Here is a 17371-nt window from a genome sequence, read left to right on the forward strand (position 1 = left end):
TTATATTTGTTAATAAATAATAGAAACTAGTTTTTCAAAATCTTGTAAATCACAGCTTTGCTGTTTTTGAACATCTTGAACATATATATTGTAGTACAGCTTATTTTCTTGAAATTTGAAGAAAGAGCCTACTATGGGTAACTGCTCACCTTTAAGTCTGAAAACTATTCTGTTAAGTTTATATTTTCCGTATTTATTAACAAGATAAACAAAGCTATCAAAACTTCCATTTACAGCTTTTTCAAATTCGAGTATATTTTTATCTAATTTATTAGAACTTTGCAAGATTAAAGCTGGTATATCTTCAAGATTATTGAGAGTATTACTCATAAATACTCCATCTTTTTTTATATAAGCAATAATTTGGTGATAATTGTATAAAATACCAATTTCTGAACAAGATTGTTTTAGGTATCTTTCAATCTGCTTCTCATGATTCCGTAAGTTTTCTTCTTCTCGCTTGACTTCCACAATCATTAGAGGAGGTAAATATGGTTTAAAATATTCATTTTCCGCAGTTTTATATAATTCTATATCATGATTATCAGATTCCACCCTTATATCAATTTTATTTGGGAATAGTCCACTTTGATTTACTAAAAAGTAGAGAAACAATTGCCTAATTTTTTCTTCTGGTCGTCCATCAAGAACAATTTCCCTCCTTCTAATCAAACACTTTGTATATTCTGCATAGTCTATCTTATATATATTTAGTTTTCTGGATATTTCTTCACTTAAGCTAGTCATAGATAGTCAGGTTGGTTTATAAACTGGTTATAGGGATGCAATAATATTGCATCTCTTAGTATTTACCATGCGATTTTAAATTGCTATCTGTCTATTTTTCTCCGAAAAAGCTTAATATTTTAGTAACTAATTCTGCCCAATACTCACCTGCTTTAATCTCTAAAAATGTATTGAGGCTTTGCTCACTTTCAAGTTCGTTCTTCAATGTCCTACATACATTCTTTGTATAGTTCTCACCTGGAAGCTGTACCTTGCCTTTCTCTTTAATTAAAGCCGTCCAGAATTCAGAATCTGCGCTTTGAGGTGATAATTTTCTTCTAGCTTCATATTGAACTTTGACACCTACTTCACTTATAAAATTGTCATAAAATGAGTTAAGTTGTATGACTAATTCAGGAATAAATGTTTTTAAAGATTCATTCGCAGATGTAAGCTCATTAAGGATATTTTCTAATTCCTGTTTTGGTTGTTTGGTAAACTTCTTCAGCATTTCATCTTCATTTCTTCCCTCAGCAAAAACCCTCATATCGTAATATATGTCTATATTTCTTGGCTCATAGTAACCGAAGTTTCTATGGATAGCATGTTTAGTGTTCCATGCCTTAGGATTGGTACGATAATGTTCAACATACTTAGTAACAAAACCTTTATCTGTACCTTGGTCTTTATAATTAAAACTTTGTACTCTTTTACTTAAATCCCGTAAATCCTTTATCTTCTGAATGGCATTTTCAATTGCCTTGATTTCTGCTTCGGTCAAAGCATCACCATTTTTTATTCTCGTAAAGTTTTCTTGGATATTCTTTATTTCACCCAATAAAATATTTCGTCTACGTTCTACTACACCGGCTATGGCTTCAATGAATTCATTTTTATCTGCCTGTACATTTTCATCACTGTAAATATCAGTATTTAGCTTGACTATATCATCACGGTAGTACCTAAAAGCATCATAGAACAAAATGTTTTCCAGGAAAAAATCTAGGTTTAAATTCCTAAATGTAGCTTGAACTTCTTCTTTTCTGATTTGAATTCCTGTATCCCAATCTCCATCACATCCATTCACTTTTTCAGGTTGATTTTTGTGAGGCAATACCAAAGTTATAAATCTATGATGAAAATCTTTGGATTTAGATGTAAGATGATAACCTATTAAATCCCTAATATTAGTTTCAGGAGCATCATTAAAGGGAGTGACAAAGAGACAGATAGTATCCTGATTTTCAATATATTTCTGCAAGTCTTTACGAATTGGATTTTCATCAAGTCCTTTAGTATCTACAACTGAATCGAACTGAGACAAGTTTGATCCAGATAAAACATCATAGCTCACATAAAGATATATTTTTCTCGGAATAGCAAATTCCTCAAGCTCAACATTATTGATGGCAGCAAAGGTATTTTTTATCCATTCTTGCTCATTTTTTTGATTATTAAATTCAATCTTATTCGTAGTTCTAGATTCAAGCTTTGCATTATTCAAAGCAAGTTTTTTTAATTCATCTAATCCTAGCTTATCAAATTCTTCCTTAGCTATATCTATTTCAATTTTCTTTTTTTCTCCATCATTAATTGTTTTATAGTGTAACTTCATTTTTGTAACATTCCTAATAGCCCTTTCAATTTCTTTAGAAATAATTATCTTCTGATCTGCTTGAGGATTGTCTTTATTTGCAATATGTTCGCAAAACTCAAAAATAAGATTTTCCATTTCGTCAACTGCATAAGGCTCTATCTCTATGTAAGTTTTTTCCGCAGCTTTGATAATTACTTCACATATAGTAGTTTTACCTCCTCCCGTTGATAGTAATTCTTTAGTTTCGGTTATATTCCGAGGTTTACCAGCAATAGTTTTGGAAACATTGAAGTCGCTTATTAAGTTAAAAATATGGCAAATAGCTGTGGTCTTTCCTTGACCAATAGTACCTATAAAAGCAATTTTATATTTTTCTATACTAAGAATTTTATCTATTTCATCTAATCGCTCTAACTTGGATTTCAGGTTATTGATGCAAATATGATTAGATATATTAATTTCCGAATGACCTGATATTTTTTTAATTTCTTTCCTCAAATTTTGTTTCAAGGATGCAATTTCTTCTTGCCACGTTATCGTCAACATACTGTTTACCCTTTTTCGATGCTTACTTACTTGATATTTACAGTATGCCCATTATGGTTGAATATCTAACAAAAGCCTCATAAAACCACCAAACGCGCCTATGGCAAGCCTTTAGTCACTTGGATATGAGCAGAGCGATCGCTAATTTTGGCTGAGTTAGAGGTTCTGGTAGAAATACATAACGGCTGCACAAACTAAGTCCGCCTGCATGGACTCCAGCAAGTTGAAACCCACGGAGGTGGGTTTTGTCTGTATAGCTGCGATTTCTAATCGCCAGGGCTAGGATATTTTTACTGGCAGTTAAGGAATAAATGGTTTTAAAATGGTGCAATCTTAAATGATTTATGGGTGCAGCTATGTCGCTACGCAATGAGCCTTTAGATTGGCAAGTTGAATCAAATGATCCTTATATACCAGTTTATCATCAAGGTGATTTGGTGGGATTTTTTAAACCAGATTATGCCAGTGAAGTTATTAAGTTTTTAAATGAGCAAGTAGTTTTAAAGAAAGCCTTAAAAATGGCTTGTACTGATTTAATTAAAAAAATGGGCGGCGATCCGAATAAAGTCAATTATTTAATGGGTAAATATATAATAACTAGTGAGCGTCCCAAGCATGGAACTAGAGCGATCGCTATTCTACTTACTGATCGACAAAAAGAACTTGACTTGAGTAACCAGGAGTTTACTAAATTCTGCGATAGCTTTAAATTATCCCCCGATGAACTGAATAATATTTATGCTGGAGAAGCATTTGATGATAGTTTGTTAGCGCCCATATCACGTATATTAGGGATTGCAAAAGAGCGGTTGCTGGAAGTGCGGGATGGTTCTGAAGAACAAAGTAACATATAAACAGCAAATTAAAATATTCAAATGATATAAAATAGTGAAAACAGACATCATCTTTTATCGGCTGTTTTAAGAATTCCCTGATATCTTTTTTGAACTTATTGGTAATCCTCCAGAATCAGCTAGCCTCTATCAATTTTCATCAGTTGAAATCAAACAAACAGGCTTCAGAATCGATGGTGTATTTCTGCCTACACAAGGAAGCGAGAACCAGATTTACTTTGTGGAAGTGCAATTTCAAGCTGATGGGGAAATTTATTCACGGCTAATTGCAGAAATATGTTTATACCTCCGTCAGAATCAACCATTAAATGACTGGGGTGCTGTGGTTTTATACCCAAACAGGAATATAGATACAGGCGATATCAAACATTACCGTGAGTTTTTCACAAGTGGGCGCGTCAGGCGCATTTATTTGGATGAATTAGGTGAGGCTGCATCGCTTCCAATTGGCATTGCAACTGCTAAATTAGTAATTGCAACCGATGATATAGCGATCGCACAAGCAAGAGAGTTAATAGACAGAACCAAGTCAGAGATAAGCTCACCACCAAAACAGCAGCAATTATTACAATTTATAGAGACTATTTTGGCTTACAAATTTCCCACAATAACTAGGGAGGAGATGGAGCAAATGTTTGGATTAAGCGAGTTAAAGCAAACCAGATTTTATCAGGAAGCTTTTCAGGAAGGTCTTGAACAAGGCATTGAACGAGGCATTAAACAAGGCATTGAACAAGGCATTGAACAAGGTGAGCTTAAAGGTAAACTAAAAGCAGTACCAGGAATGTTGGCAGCAGGGTTGACTGTAGAACAAGTAGCAGAAGCGTTAGATTTGAGTGTCGAAGAAGTCAGACAAGCCGCGCAGTAGGATTCTTCTGATCAAGGAGTAGAGGAATTGGTGGACTACAACATAGGAACTATGAGTTTCAAAGATACAAAAGTTTATCAAGAAGCATTTGAAGAAGGGCGTTTGGAAGGTTTAATGCAATCAGTACCTCGTCTATTAGATTTAGTTTTAACTATTGAGCAAGTTGCGGAGGGATTAGGTTTAACCATAAACCAAGTTCAAAACGCAAAAGCTTATCATGATGCCATGCAAGAAGGAGAGCGTAGAGCCAAATTAAAATTAATACCCACCTTATTAAAATTGGGGGTGACTGTGGAACAAGTGGCAGAGGCATTTAGTTTCAGTGTCGAAGAAGTCAAACAAGTAGCACAAACTCAGCCTTGAGGGGGATGTGGTAAATTTTATGGGTGGCTCAAGTCAAATTTGGTTTGTGGCTTCCAGACTTGATCACGACGAATTTATAGTTAATTTTTGTTAATATTAGAGGCGGTGTTAGTACTTCGTCCTCAACCACCCACTCCCTACCTGAGAGAAACTTAATGCTGCGACTAGAACATATAAGTAAAATTTATCCCACAGGCGAAGTTCTCAAAGATATCAACTGGGAAGTTAAACCAGGCGATCGCATTGGCTTAGTCGGTGTCAACGGTGCTGGAAAATCCACCCAACTCAAAATCATTTCTGGGGAAATTGAACCCACCGCCGGCGAAATTATCCGTCCTAATAGCTTACACATAGCCTACCTCAACCAAGAGTTTGAAGTAGACCCCACCCGCACCGTTAGAGAAGAATTTTGGACTGTCTTCAAAGAAGCCAACGAAGTACAGTTATCTCTGGCGCATGTGCCACAAGAGATGGAAACGGCTACCCCAGAGGAACTGGATCGACTGATCGACAAGTTAGATCGCTTGCAGCGCAAATTTGAAGCCTTGGATGGTTACAACTTAGATGCACGCATCGGAAAAATCTTACCAGAGATGGGGTTTGGGCTAGAAGATGGCGATCGCCTCGTCAGCGCTTTCAGTGGTGGTTGGCAAATGCGGATGAGTTTAGGTAAAATCCTCCTGCAAAAACCCGACTTGTTGCTGCTGGATGAACCGACTAACCACCTGGATTTAGAAACCATTGAGTGGTTGGAAAATTACCTCAGAGGGCTGATTACGCCGATGGTAATAGTTTCCCATGACCGGGAGTTCCTTGACCGCCTCTGCACCCAAATTGTGGAAACTGAACGTGGCGTTTCCAGTAGTTACCAAGGTAACTACTCGGCATATTTGTCACAAAAAGCCGAAAGTCAATTAGCACAACTTAGCGCTTACGAACGCCAACAGAAAGAATTAGAGAAACAACAAACCTTTGTTGATAGATTTCGTGCCAGTGCTACTCGCAGTACCCAGGCAAAAAGCCGGGAAAAGCAACTCGACAAAATCGAGCGCATTGAAGCACCCGTTGGTGGTATGAGAACTCTACACTTCCGTTTTCCCCCTGCACCCCGCAGTGGACGCGAGGTAGTGGAAATTAAAGATTTAACTCATCTTTATGGTGATAAAATCCTGTTTTTGGCAGCAAATCTCCTGATTGAAAGGGGCGATCGCATTGCATTTCTTGGCCCCAACGGTGCAGGAAAATCTACCCTTTTACGCGTGATTATGGGTATGGAACCACCCACAGAAGGTAGCGTTAAATTAGGCGATCACAACGTTCTTCCGGGTTACTTTGAGCAAAATCAAGCTGAAGCCTTGGATTTGAAGAAAACTGTCATGGAAACTATCCATGATGAAGTTCCTGACTGGGATAATCAAGAAGTCCGCACGCTTTTGGGACGCTTCTTATTTAGTGGTGACACAGTATTTAAGGCAGTTGGGGCATTAAGTGGAGGAGAAAAAGCTCGTCTGGCGTTGGCAAAAATGCTCTTACGTCCCGCGAACTTACTAATTTTAGATGAGCCGACAAACCACCTAGATATTCCAGCTAAAGAAATGCTGGAAGAAGCGCTCAAAAATTATGATGGTACGGCAATTGTAGTTTCCCACGATCGCTATTTTATTTCTGAGGTAGCGAACAAAATCGTCGAAATTCGTGATGGTGAATTCCGCGTTTACTTAGGAGATTATCATTACTATCTCCAGAAAATTGCCGAAGAAAAAGAACAGGCAAAGTTAGCTGCGATCGCTGCGGAAAAAGCTGCGAAGAAAGCTGCAAAAGCTTCCACGAAAAGGAAATGAGGGATTGGGTAATGCCTTAGTAGTAGTGCACAAGCGCTACTACTAAGTAATCACTCCTTATTAGCGTTCAAAAAGATCACAGGAAAATTACTAAAAGTTAAAAATATTTCAAAAAACTGCAAGTCCCTCATAAAACAAGTTAATAAGCAAAAATTCACTTGCGGCGTGGATTAGCAGTGGTATCATTCGGGTATTACAAACAGTAAAGGGCAATTTTACTATGACCAAAGCACCTGTTGCTCCTGTGGTGCTAGTCATTTTAGACGGATGGGGCTACTGCGAGGAAACGCGAGGAAACGCTATTGTTGCTGCTAAAACTCCCATCGTGGACAGTTTATGGGCAGCTTACCCGCATACCCTCATCCACACATCAGGAAAAGCCGTAGGGTTGCCAGAAGGTCAAATGGGCAACTCGGAAGTTGGTCATTTGAACATTGGTGCTGGGCGAGTTGTACCGCAAGAACTGGTACGCATCTCTGATGCGGTCGAAGACGGTTCTATTGCCTTAAACCCAGCACTCGTCAAAATTTGCCAGGAAGTTCGTTCTCGGAATAGCAAGCTGCATCTAGTCGGGCTTTGTTCTGAGGGAGGGGTACATTCGCATATCACCCATCTATTCGGACTACTTGACTTAGCCAAGAAAGAGCGAATTCCAGAAGTTTGTATCCACGCCATCACCGATGGTCGTGACACCGCCCCAACTGACGGTGTAAGAGCAATCACACTGCTGCAAGATTATATAGACCGCACAGGAATTGGGCGCATAGTCACCCTCAGCGGTCGCTACTACGCGATGGATCGCGATCACCGCTGGGATCGGGTCAAACGCGCCTATGATGTGATGACTCAAGATAGTGTTGGTAATGGTCTCAAAGCTGTGGAAGTCTTGAAAGCATCTTACGCCGAAGGGGTAAAAGACGAATTTATCAACCCAATTAGAATTGCTCCCGGCGCAATAGAACCAGGGGACGGGGTGATATTTTTCAACTTCCGCCCCGATCGCTCTAGACAACTGACTCAAGCTTTGGTCAGTCCCACATTTAACGGTTTTGAAAGAGAGCAAATCACACCGCTATCTTTTGTCACCTTTACGCAGTATGATTCAGACTTACCCGTGGCTGTAGCCTTTGAGCCTCAGAATCTCAGTAACATTCTGGGAGAAGTCATAGCCAATCATAGTCTAAATCAGTTCCGCACCGCCGAAACAGAAAAATACGCCCACGTCACCTATTTCTTTAATGGGGGTCTGGAGGAACCTTTTGCTGGAGAAGATCGAGAACTAGTAAGCAGCCCGATGGTAGCGACTTACGATCACGCCCCAGCGATGTCAGCAGTAGCAGTTACAGATGTAGCGATCGCCGCGATTCAAAAGGGCATATATTCTCTAGTTGTGATTAACTATGCCAACCCAGACATGGTTGGGCATACTGGTCAAATCGACGCTACCATTACAGCAGTTGAAACAGTTGATCGCTGTTTGGGACGCTTGTTAGAGAGCGTTATCAAAGCCGGGGGTACAACAATTATTACTGCCGATCACGGTAACGCTGAGTATATGGTAGATGATGGGGGTAATCCCTGGACAGCTCATACCACTAACCCAGTCCCCTTGATCTTGGTGGAAGGAGAGAAAGTCAAAATCCCTGGATATGGTACAAATGTCGAACTGCGAAGCGATGGCAAGCTATCCGACATCGCCCCCACAATTCTAGAGATTTTACAGCTGCCTCAGCCACCAGAAATGACAGGGCGATCGCTCTTAAAAACAGCAGAATATGAGCTGCAACGCAGTCGCACCCCCGTGCAAGTAGGGCTGTAAAAGAGTTAGGAGTTAATAGTGAGGAGTTAATAATTAAGAGTTAATAGTGATCAATTAAAACTTTCCTAACTTTTAACTCCTGTACAGACGCGATTAATCGCGTCTCTACTCCCAACTCCCAACTCCTCTTTTTTGAAACTTTTTATAAATGAGATTCCTCCCATGACAGTTAATAATATCGTGCAAGGCATTTGGGCATTTTCTGCCACTGGTTTGATTATCTTAGTTTTACTGCATAGCCCCAAAGGCGATGGCATTGGAGCCATTGGCGGACAAGCCCAGCTATTTAGCAGCGCCAAAAGTGCAGAAAACACTTTAAACCGAATTACTTGGGCATTGACAGTAATTTTTCTCGGTTTAACAGTAGTTTTAAGTGCTGGTTGGCTGCCTAAATAAGGATAGGTAAATGGGGAAAAGAACCCAACACCAGATAGTTAACACCCTAATAAATTTAATTTCACGACGGTTAATTACAGCTCTTGCCTTGTTTATTGGCACAGGGCTATTAATCATTCTTACTAATCTCCAGTCGAGTGATGCGTTTACAATAATACCAAAATATGAATATTCAAGTTTAATAATTTCTCTCCCCACTTCATCTCCCCCAAAACTCCATCCCTTACCGCCCACACTCGCAGAGTGGCAAGATAGCACTAACAGTGGTGACTACTTTTCCCAAGTCAGAACAACCCAAGTTGGTTATTTAGTCTGGTCACAATTTCCTGTTCGAGTTTACGTAGAACCACCAAAAACCGTCAGCGAAAAACAAGCTCAAGCATGGGTTAACAATGTTTTGCAGGGTGTACAGGAGTGGAGTATTTATTTACCTTTAACAATAGTCGAACAGCCAGAAATTGCTGATATTACGATTGTGCGAAAAGCGCCACCTCTACAAATTTCTCCTGGTAGTAATATACCCCGTGCGCGATCGGCACAAACTACTTACGAGTTATACACCAGCAACAAAGTTTTATCCCACCGCTTCACCATCTTGTTAAGTCCCAGTCAAACAGGTGAGTATATCCAAGCAGCAGCCCGTCACGAATTCGGTCATGCGCTAGGAATTTGGGGTCATAGTCCGCTACAAACTGATGCTTTATACTTTTCTCAAGTTCGTAACCCGTCGCCTATTTCTCCCAGAGATGTAAATACTCTAAAGCGGGTTTATGAACAGCCAACTACTTTAGGATGGTCTTTAATAGATAATTCAAAGATTAATTAATTGATTGATAGGTAGACTATACAAAAATTTGGGCTGAGGGTAGTTTCACCCAAAGAATTCTTGCAAATAGTAGGAGAAATCCCATGACTAACTTAAATGTACAGCTAGCCGAATCTTTATATAAACAAATTGAAGTTTTAGCAGCAAGAGAAAATATTTCCATTGAACAACTTGCAACCATTGCCTTATCTGCACAAGTTTCCGCATGGATGACCAAAGGCTATTTGGAAGAAAAAGCCAAAAGCGGTAGTTGGGAAAAATTTCAGCAAGTTTTGAATAAAGTGCCTAACGTAGAACCAGAAGAATATGATAAATTGTAATGACTTAATTTTATGATGTTGCTGAATTAAAATATGAATATGTGTCGTGTAAAGAATCAGAGATTAAGGCAACCAATTTTTATCCAAAATTTGCTCTAAGGTATAAGGACATAATTCAGGTAAATTGGTTAAATTTGTTTTAGCCTTAACATAATCTAAGGCATTGCTATAAATTATGCTGAAATTCTCTTCTAAATGATTGCGTAAATTGGCACTTAAATCTTCATTTAGCTGGTTCCGAAAACTAATAATTTCAGCAGCCCAATGATTAGCATTTCTTGGCTTTTCTAAATCCCAATATTGAGAAAGTAATAAATGTCTAATAATTTGTTCCAATAAACTTCTTACTCGCCTTTTTTCCTTCTTAGCCAAATCTTCCAATTCTTCTATTAAGTTTTCATAGTCAACGTCTGCTAATTGTCGATTTTTGAGACATTTAATAGTCTCCTCTAACCATTGCAGGTAATTGGATTCATATAATGTTTTTATGTCGATGATTGCAGTCATTTGTTGATTTTGTAGCTTTAATTTACTGTTATTTATTATTTCATGTTAACTAATTCAGGACTAGACGTATGTTCGGCAGCACTTTCCATCTTCTAGCTGCTCTAAGTCAGGGATATTTTTCAACTTTATCTGACTTGCATCATACTTCATTTCGTTAACTCTAGATGGTTGGTAAAACTGGTAAGAGAATTCTTAGTCAGGTATCTGTATTTTGCCCGATCGCACTCATTGCCATCTAATAATTTACAGTGCGATCGCACTTATTCTCTTTCCCTACGCTCTACGACTTAGCGGTAGAGGTCGCTGTGCTAAAACTTCTTTATAAAGTTCTTCCAGCAGAGTAATATTTTTACTAAGGGTATAGCGGTCTAATACACGCTGTCTAGCTTTTTGCCCCAGTAAGGTTGTTAACTCTGGATGGTCTTGGAAGACTGGCAAAAGGGTTCTTAATTGCGATCGCGCTGTTTTTGTATTAATAACTACACCTGCGCCCTTTTCCAATACTTCTCCATCTGCACCCACATCTGTTGCCAAACAAGCTAGTCCACATGACATTGCTTCTAACAGAGATAGGGACAAACCCTCTACCAATGAAGGTAAAACAAATACATCTGCGCCCCGCAAAATTTCGATGCGCCGGTCTTCATCAGCGACAAATCCTAACCAGGTAATGCCGTATTCTGAACCAAAAAACGGCTCTAAAGAAGACTTCAAAGGGCCATCGCCAACAATCAATAACTTAGTACCAGGTTCCATTGCCGACTGCTTCCAAGCCCGGAGGAGGGCTTCGACATTTTTCTCTGGTGCTATCCGACCCTGATAAACAAACAAGCGTTCAGCTTTAAATTCTGTTTTGACTTGAGAAAGTCCTGGAGAATACTTAGCGGTATCAACACCGTTGGGAATTACAGCAATATTTTCTTTCCTTACACCCATCCCTGCCAATAATTCTCGCTGAATTTGAGAAAATACAATCACGCGATCGTAATTAACTAAAAAAGGTGCGTAGAGCTGATAAGCCAAAAGTTGTGTACCCGATATCAGTTTTGCCCCTTTACCAGCAAAAGGTGTATGAAAGGTGGCAACTAGGGGCAACCTCAGTTCCTCACAGATTTCCGGTAGAAAAAAGTCTAGAGGAGATAGCGTCAAGGAAGCATGGACTATATCTGGCTTGATTTTCCGCAACGAATCGGTTAAAACTTTGGTCGCTTTAAAAGTGGGAATTGTGTAAACCTGGGACTTGTAAATGAAAGGGAGAGAAACCTCTCGAAGATTTGGCCAGTTGTCAGGTTCCGACTCTTCCTGGGCGAAGTGAAGAAAGCTAACTTGATGTCCCCTATCTAGCAAGGAATTTGTAATTTCTCGACTGTAGGTGACATTGCCGCAAAAGGGCGATTTTTTTCCAATCCAGGCTATACGCATTCTTTATTTAGCTGTAAGAAAAGCGGGTTTGATTTATTATCTTGTGTGTCCCTTGTGATTTTTATATCTAGCTATACTTGCTGGTTTTTTTATTTATTACATCCCACCACAATCTAGTTTAAAAACCCTATTTTAAGGTGATTAAACCAGTGGATTTATGGCTTTATTTATTCTACTTATAAGCTGTTAATTTCTGATATTTAAACAACTTATTCTGACTAATGTCAGATTGATATCCCGCAAGTATGTGATAAATTTTCACTGACGACAGTTTACCATGAACACAAAAGCTTTAAAGAAATTAGTAATTACTTCAAGGTAATGAATAATAACTCCTGTTAGCTAATAACTACTTATGTGAGTTATACCAGGTTAATATACCTCCTGAAAAGACGATCGCTGCTAATCCCAAAAAAACTACCTGTAATCCCAGAAAGGTTTCTGCTACACCAGCTAATGCCAAAGGTAAGGAGAGGGCAATATTAATTACATTGTTCTGCAAGCCAAAAACTTTACCACGCATTTCTGGAGGTGTTTCTGTTTGGATCGCTGTTTGCATGGGAATTCCTACTAGCGCTCCAAAGATACCTAATAGCGCCACCAGTAACAAGACTAGCCACAGTTGGGTTGTAAATACTGATAGACCAATCAGGGATGCTGCCATGCCCATAGAACCATACAGGCTTAGTTGGGTATAGGAGAAGCGTTGACCAAATTGACCGAGAATTGTTGCTCCCGCAGCGATGCCAACACCGCCGGCTGCTAGTAAAAAGCCGAACTGGGAGGCTTTCATGTTGGGAATTATTTCTGCCATGCGAACGGCTAGAACAGTTAATGCTGCAAAGACAGAAAACAAGATAATCAGCTGAAGCAAAGCATTGCGGATGCGATGATTTGCTTTGAGGTAGCCGAAACCATCCCGCAAGTCAGAGAATACGTGAGGGAATTCTGTATCGGGGTCGTGGTGTTTTTCCTTGGTTGCCAGGAGGAATAAAATTAGTCCAGCGATCGCATAACTGCCACCTACTAAAAATTCTTTGCCCAAACTACCACTACCACCAATTTGCAACCAAAGTCCATCGGCGATCGCTAACAATGGTTCCCCAACGGCAAACCCCACAATCACTGATGCCATCATCGTTGTCGTGTAAAGCGAATTTGCCGAGAGTAAATGCTGTTCTTCTACGATCAAAGGAATTGCCGCCTGTTCTGCCGGTGCAAAAAACTGCGTCAGAGTTGAAACTAAAAAAGTTACACAGAGGATGATTATAAAACCTACTGGCAGCACTCCTATGGGTTGCAAATCATGAGTCAACCACACCAGGAAGGGAATTGATAAAACCAGGATGCCGCGCCAAACATTTGTTGCCACCAGCACAGCCTTTTTCGACCAGCGATCGACAAACACGCCAGCAACGGAACCAAACAATACTGCTGGAATAGTAAAAGCCATCATCAAGACTGATACCCAACCACTAATACTCTGATTACTAGCCTGAAACTGAGTATTAATCAAAGCAATCATCAGCACCAAATAAACTTTATCTGCTAGTTGGGAAAAAACTTGACCGCCCCAAAGAGCCAGGAAATTAGGGTTTTTTAATACAGGCCAAAACCCCTGCTGTGTTACGTTTCCCGAAACAATTTTTCCACCTGAACCAGACCCATCTAATTTCGGTGGTTCTTTTTCTGGAATAGTGGCTGCTGGCAAATTCTGCCCATTGCGTAGGTCTTGCCCGCCGTAGGCATCGCCGTTGCTATCTACCTCAGCAGTGGTTAATTTGTCCTCAGATGGTGTTTCTAATTGACTTGAAACATCAGTTTTTGGGATCTCCTCTGTCCAACTTTGATCGTTTTTAGAAGCGTCTTTTGGGGACATTTCTTGTCCATTCATTTGACTAGGTGTACACTTGGAAATGGCACTCAAGTGATTCTTAACTGTAGGATCTAATGCCCGATTCTCTTTTTTGACAAGGCTTGGTGACAAAGGCAGGATTTTTTTATCCAAATCAGACGGTTGCATCATGGTTGGCAGCAAAATAAGAGTCGATCAAGGTAGCAGAGCGAATAGGGCGACCTAATTGATACTGGGCATACTGGCGCAAAATCTGCTCAACAGATAACCAGTCATGATCTCTAGCACTATCAATTTGCATTATCTCTGGTTGTGACAGATGTTGAAGCAAAGCCAGTTCAATAGCACCCAGACGACTAGAAATCACAGGTATTTCTTGCCGATGCACAACAACTGTTTGGGCATTGGGGAGCCAGTGCGTTGCGGAGGTTCCCTCCGTTGTTCGCGCAGCGTCTCCGACAGGAGAGGCAACTGGCGTCATTGGGAATGGGACATGGGGCATTGGGAATTGGTCTGTTGCCATCTCCCTCATCTCCCTCATCTCCCTATCCCCCTCTCTTCGTAAACGTTCCCAAGCTTCTAAGTAAACCGTTCCACCCGCAGGGATGCTAAATCCTACCTGCCAGTTGGGGTCTGTAAAGTCTGGCTTCAGGGAGCGCCCAGATAGGCAGCAGACTTGCACTTGCGGTGTCAGTCCTGCTAAGGCTAAAAGGTGAAACACTCCATGAGCCAGATGAGCCAAAACACCAGATGGATTTGCACTAGACACCGCCTCCAACCGATGGAGATGTTCATTGAACAACTCATAAAGTTCTTCTTGGGGTTGTTCGCTCAAAGCTAGACACAGAACTATTTCTGCTAAATACTGGCCAGCAGCCAATTTTCCCAAATCTTTAGCTAAACCAGGATAAGTTTTTAACGTCTGTGCTTGAGTAATCTTATCAAGCGATCGCCCTTTGGCAATCAATAGTTCATTCACAACGAACATACCGCTCCTACCGCCCAGGCTGGAGTGGTGCTTACGTGCTCCTGGAGCTACTGCTCGAATTAGACCGAATTCTCGTGTCAAAATCGTCACTATTTTATCTGATTCTCCCAACACCTGGGTTTTAAGATTAATTCCGGTTGCTTTGTAGGTTCTACTCATTAGTCATTGGTCAATAGTCATTGGTCATTAGGTTAGGACAAAAACAGAAGTCTGATCAGAGGTTTGGGATGATCAGAACTTCAGGGACAAATGACATAGACGCGCCCGCAACTTACCGCAGGGTAGGACGAGAAACAAATGACTATTCACCCTTTCCCAGGTTATCGCGCTGGCGGAGCAAATCCATACCGCGAGATGTGCCTAATCTAGTAGCACCCGCTACGATTAAGTCTAGGGCTTGATTGATAGTGTGGATACCACCTGAAGCTTTAATTCCCACTCTTTCTTTTGCCAATTCTTGTAAAAGTCGCACATCTGCCACTGTTGCACCACCATTCCAACCAGTACTAGTTTTTAAGAATGCTGCTCCTGCCTCCATAGCTATTTCAGCAGCTATTTTTTTCTCCGCATCTGTCAACAGGTTAGTTTCCAAAATTACCTTGACTGTTTGTCCAGTCTCTTCACAAATTTCGGCAATCTCCCGGTGGACTTCTTCAGTTTTGCCAGCTTTCAACCAGCCCAAGTTCATGACTACATCCAACTCAGTGGCCCCACTATCCGCCGCTTCTTGAGCTTCGTACAGTTTCACGGCTGAAGTCGTTGCACCAGAAGGAAAACCAATCACCGTACAGACTTTGGGGTTTTTACCGTGGAGGAGTTCTACTGCTTGCTTAACATTAGTGGGGAATAGACAAACCGCCGCAAAGTTGAATCTATATGCTTCTTCACACCATTGCTCAACCTGCTCTGGAGTAGCCGTTGGCATTAACAGGGAGTGATCGATGAATGGCGCAATATCAATGTCTGGATAGTCTGCTGCCATCGTGTCTTCTGCCAGTAATTGATTATTAAACTTTATAAAAAACTAAAACATTTCTTATATATATATTAAACCATATTTATTACGAGTTTATCCTGAAAACAAGCTGCTAACTCGTCTTGGATGTCGGCTTTGTAGATGTCGCGGAATTATTGTAAGTATTTAAGTTGACATTAGGCAATAATAAGGTGAGGAATATCAACAGGATTGGTCACGCCAGTTCCTAAGAAGTTAATAATAGTTTTAGCTAACGCCTTCGATGCCAAATATGGGACACCGTTACCAATAGTCTTAAACATATTCGTGAGCGACATATTCGCTGGAAGTACGAAATTTGCAGGCAAAGATTGTATGGCTAAAGCTTCGGCCACAGATATTCGCCGGATTTTATAGGGATGCAAATGTACTTCATTATTCCCATAGCAAGCTGTCGGAGAGTAACGCCATCTGTGAAGACGCTTAAAAGACTTTTTAGAAACATCTCCTTCATCAATAGCAGCAAATCTTCTAATACCTGCCCTTGGTTGAAAACAGTTTTCAGCATTCGGATGCTTCAGCACATTATTTTTTCTAAACCAGTATTCTACAGTGAGTTCTTGAGGGATGCCATCAGGACAAGGCTTTATGGAATTTTCTTGGAATGGTTCGTACTTTTGCCAAGGATAAGCAAAAACCTTTTTTTGAGGATATAAAATCTGATTGTCCCAAGGAAAATATCTCTCAGGTAGTAACTTTTCACTACCGACTTTTATTCCTATATCGTTGATAAAATTATTTCGGAAACCAATGAGAATAATTCTTTCTCTATCCTGGGGTACACCATATTCGATAGCATTAATTAACCGCTCTGTTAATATATATCCTGCTTTCAGTAATTGTTGCTTGAGCGATTCAAAAAATAAACGGTGCTTTGTCGTTCTCCACAACCCCTTAACGTTCTCAAATAAAAAGAAATCTGGAAGATTGCGGCAAATTAATTCAACATAAGAAGCGGAAAGCTTGCCATTATCTCCTAAACGCCCTCTATTTTTCCCGCCAATAGAAAAATCAGGACAGGGAGGCCCGCCAATGAAGCCCACAATATTATTAGATTTGCGGCAGTCTTGTACTAACTCCCGGAGGTGTTGTGTTTGTAAACTTTCGAGAAGTTGGGTTACGTTTCCTGCGTCTTTGTCATAATACCCGTATTCTGGCAACGGTAGATTGAGAACCTGCCGGGAATAGCGGTATGCAGCCATGAATGAGGAAAAAATTTCATTGACGTAAACAATATTAAAACCGCTAGTTTCAAAACCTAAATCTAGGAAACCTGAGCCAGCAAAAAAGGAGAAGATACAAGGGCGATCGCTCATTCAATACCTAAGTAAGTGGGCGTGAATAATTAAAGGTTTGCAGTAAGATAGGGAGCCGCTTACTACGAGCCAATTTAATTAATTTTAGATTGCGTAACATAGTTTAATTTAT

The 17371-nt window shown here is 40.2% G+C and carries 17 protein-coding genes; 8 read left to right on the plus strand and 9 right to left on the minus strand.

Annotated features, from left to right (window positions below):
• Window positions 1-9: 9 nt before the first annotated feature.
• The 3 genes from HWQ23_RS32975 to HWQ23_RS32985 all read right to left on the minus strand — a co-directional run bounded on the left by HWQ23_RS32975 (window position 10) and on the right by HWQ23_RS32985 (window position 3200).
• The gene (locus HWQ23_RS32975) at window positions 10-747 is read right to left on the minus strand and encodes a type I restriction enzyme HsdR N-terminal domain-containing protein (protein ID WP_292799357.1); all 738 of its coding nucleotides are present in this window, start codon (window positions 745-747) and stop codon (window positions 10-12) included.
• A 91-nt stretch (window positions 748-838) separates the two neighbouring features.
• Entirely contained in the window at window positions 839-2869 is a 2031-nt protein-coding gene (locus HWQ23_RS32980) for a hypothetical protein (RefSeq protein WP_292838072.1), read from the minus strand.
• A 115-nt stretch (window positions 2870-2984) separates the two neighbouring features.
• On the minus strand, window positions 2985-3200 hold the full coding sequence (locus HWQ23_RS32985) for a hypothetical protein (protein WP_292838074.1): 216 nt from the start codon (window positions 3198-3200) through the stop codon (window positions 2985-2987).
• A gap of 13 nt (window positions 3201-3213) precedes the next feature.
• Here HWQ23_RS32985 and HWQ23_RS32990 point away from each other — a divergent pair, with 13 nt between their 5' ends.
• From HWQ23_RS32990 to HWQ23_RS33025, 8 genes are all read left to right on the plus strand, one after another.
• Window positions 3214-3723 carry a hypothetical protein gene (locus HWQ23_RS32990; protein ID WP_365743522.1) on the plus strand — a complete coding sequence of 170 codons (510 nt, stop codon included), beginning with the start codon at window positions 3214-3216 and terminating at the stop codon, window positions 3721-3723.
• 82 nt (window positions 3724-3805) lie between these two features.
• Window positions 3806-4591, plus strand: a complete 786-nt coding sequence (locus tag HWQ23_RS32995) for an Rpn family recombination-promoting nuclease/putative transposase (protein ID WP_292838187.1) — start codon at window positions 3806-3808, stop codon at window positions 4589-4591.
• 30 nt (window positions 4592-4621) lie between these two features.
• Complete coding sequence (locus tag HWQ23_RS33000) at window positions 4622-4954, plus strand: RpnC/YadD family protein (RefSeq protein WP_292838075.1); 333 nt, start codon at window positions 4622-4624, stop codon at window positions 4952-4954.
• Between the two features lie 155 nt (window positions 4955-5109).
• Window positions 5110-6795, plus strand: coding sequence for an ABC-F family ATP-binding cassette domain-containing protein (locus HWQ23_RS33005; RefSeq protein ID WP_292838077.1), 1686 nt, complete (start codon window positions 5110-5112; stop codon window positions 6793-6795).
• 220 nt (window positions 6796-7015) lie between these two features.
• Complete coding sequence (gene gpmI / locus HWQ23_RS33010) at window positions 7016-8614, plus strand: 2,3-bisphosphoglycerate-independent phosphoglycerate mutase (RefSeq protein WP_292838079.1); 1599 nt, start codon at window positions 7016-7018, stop codon at window positions 8612-8614.
• Window positions 8615-8776: 162 nt separating this feature from the next.
• On the plus strand, window positions 8777-9010 hold the full coding sequence (gene secG / locus HWQ23_RS33015) for a preprotein translocase subunit SecG (protein WP_292838081.1): 234 nt from the start codon (window positions 8777-8779) through the stop codon (window positions 9008-9010).
• A gap of 10 nt (window positions 9011-9020) precedes the next feature.
• On the plus strand, window positions 9021-9836 hold the full coding sequence (locus tag HWQ23_RS33020) for a peptidase (protein ID WP_292838082.1): 816 nt from the start codon (window positions 9021-9023) through the stop codon (window positions 9834-9836).
• A gap of 83 nt (window positions 9837-9919) precedes the next feature.
• Window positions 9920-10156, plus strand: coding sequence for a hypothetical protein (locus HWQ23_RS33025; RefSeq protein ID WP_292838084.1), 237 nt, complete (start codon window positions 9920-9922; stop codon window positions 10154-10156).
• Window positions 10157-10219: 63 nt separating this feature from the next.
• Here HWQ23_RS33025 and HWQ23_RS33030 read toward each other — a convergent pair whose 3' ends face one another.
• The 6 genes from HWQ23_RS33030 to HWQ23_RS33055 all read right to left on the minus strand — a co-directional run bounded on the left by HWQ23_RS33030 (window position 10220) and on the right by HWQ23_RS33055 (window position 17259).
• Window positions 10220-10663, minus strand: coding sequence for a DUF29 domain-containing protein (locus HWQ23_RS33030; protein WP_292838086.1), 444 nt, complete (start codon window positions 10661-10663; stop codon window positions 10220-10222).
• Between the two features lie 273 nt (window positions 10664-10936).
• Window positions 10937-12085, minus strand: a complete 1149-nt coding sequence (locus tag HWQ23_RS33035; protein WP_292838088.1) for a glycosyltransferase family 4 protein — start codon at window positions 12083-12085, stop codon at window positions 10937-10939.
• Window positions 12086-12434: 349 nt separating this feature from the next.
• Complete coding sequence (locus HWQ23_RS33040; RefSeq protein ID WP_292838189.1) at window positions 12435-14108, minus strand: MFS transporter; 1674 nt, start codon at window positions 14106-14108, stop codon at window positions 12435-12437.
• Window positions 14095-15087, minus strand: coding sequence for a DNA repair protein RecO (recO, locus tag HWQ23_RS33045; protein WP_292838090.1), 993 nt, complete (start codon window positions 15085-15087; stop codon window positions 14095-14097). The genes HWQ23_RS33040 and recO overlap by 14 nt, the downstream gene beginning before the upstream one ends.
• 142 nt (window positions 15088-15229) lie before the next feature.
• On the minus strand, window positions 15230-15910 hold the full coding sequence (gene deoC / locus HWQ23_RS33050; protein WP_292838092.1) for a deoxyribose-phosphate aldolase: 681 nt from the start codon (window positions 15908-15910) through the stop codon (window positions 15230-15232).
• A gap of 170 nt (window positions 15911-16080) precedes the next feature.
• On the minus strand, window positions 16081-17259 hold the full coding sequence (locus HWQ23_RS33055; protein WP_292838094.1) for a DNA cytosine methyltransferase: 1179 nt from the start codon (window positions 17257-17259) through the stop codon (window positions 16081-16083).
• Window positions 17260-17371: the final 112 nt, after the last annotated feature.

Source organism: Nostoc sp. JL33, assembly GCF_017114985.1.
Lineage (GTDB): Bacteria > Cyanobacteriota > Cyanobacteriia > Cyanobacteriales > Nostocaceae > Nostoc.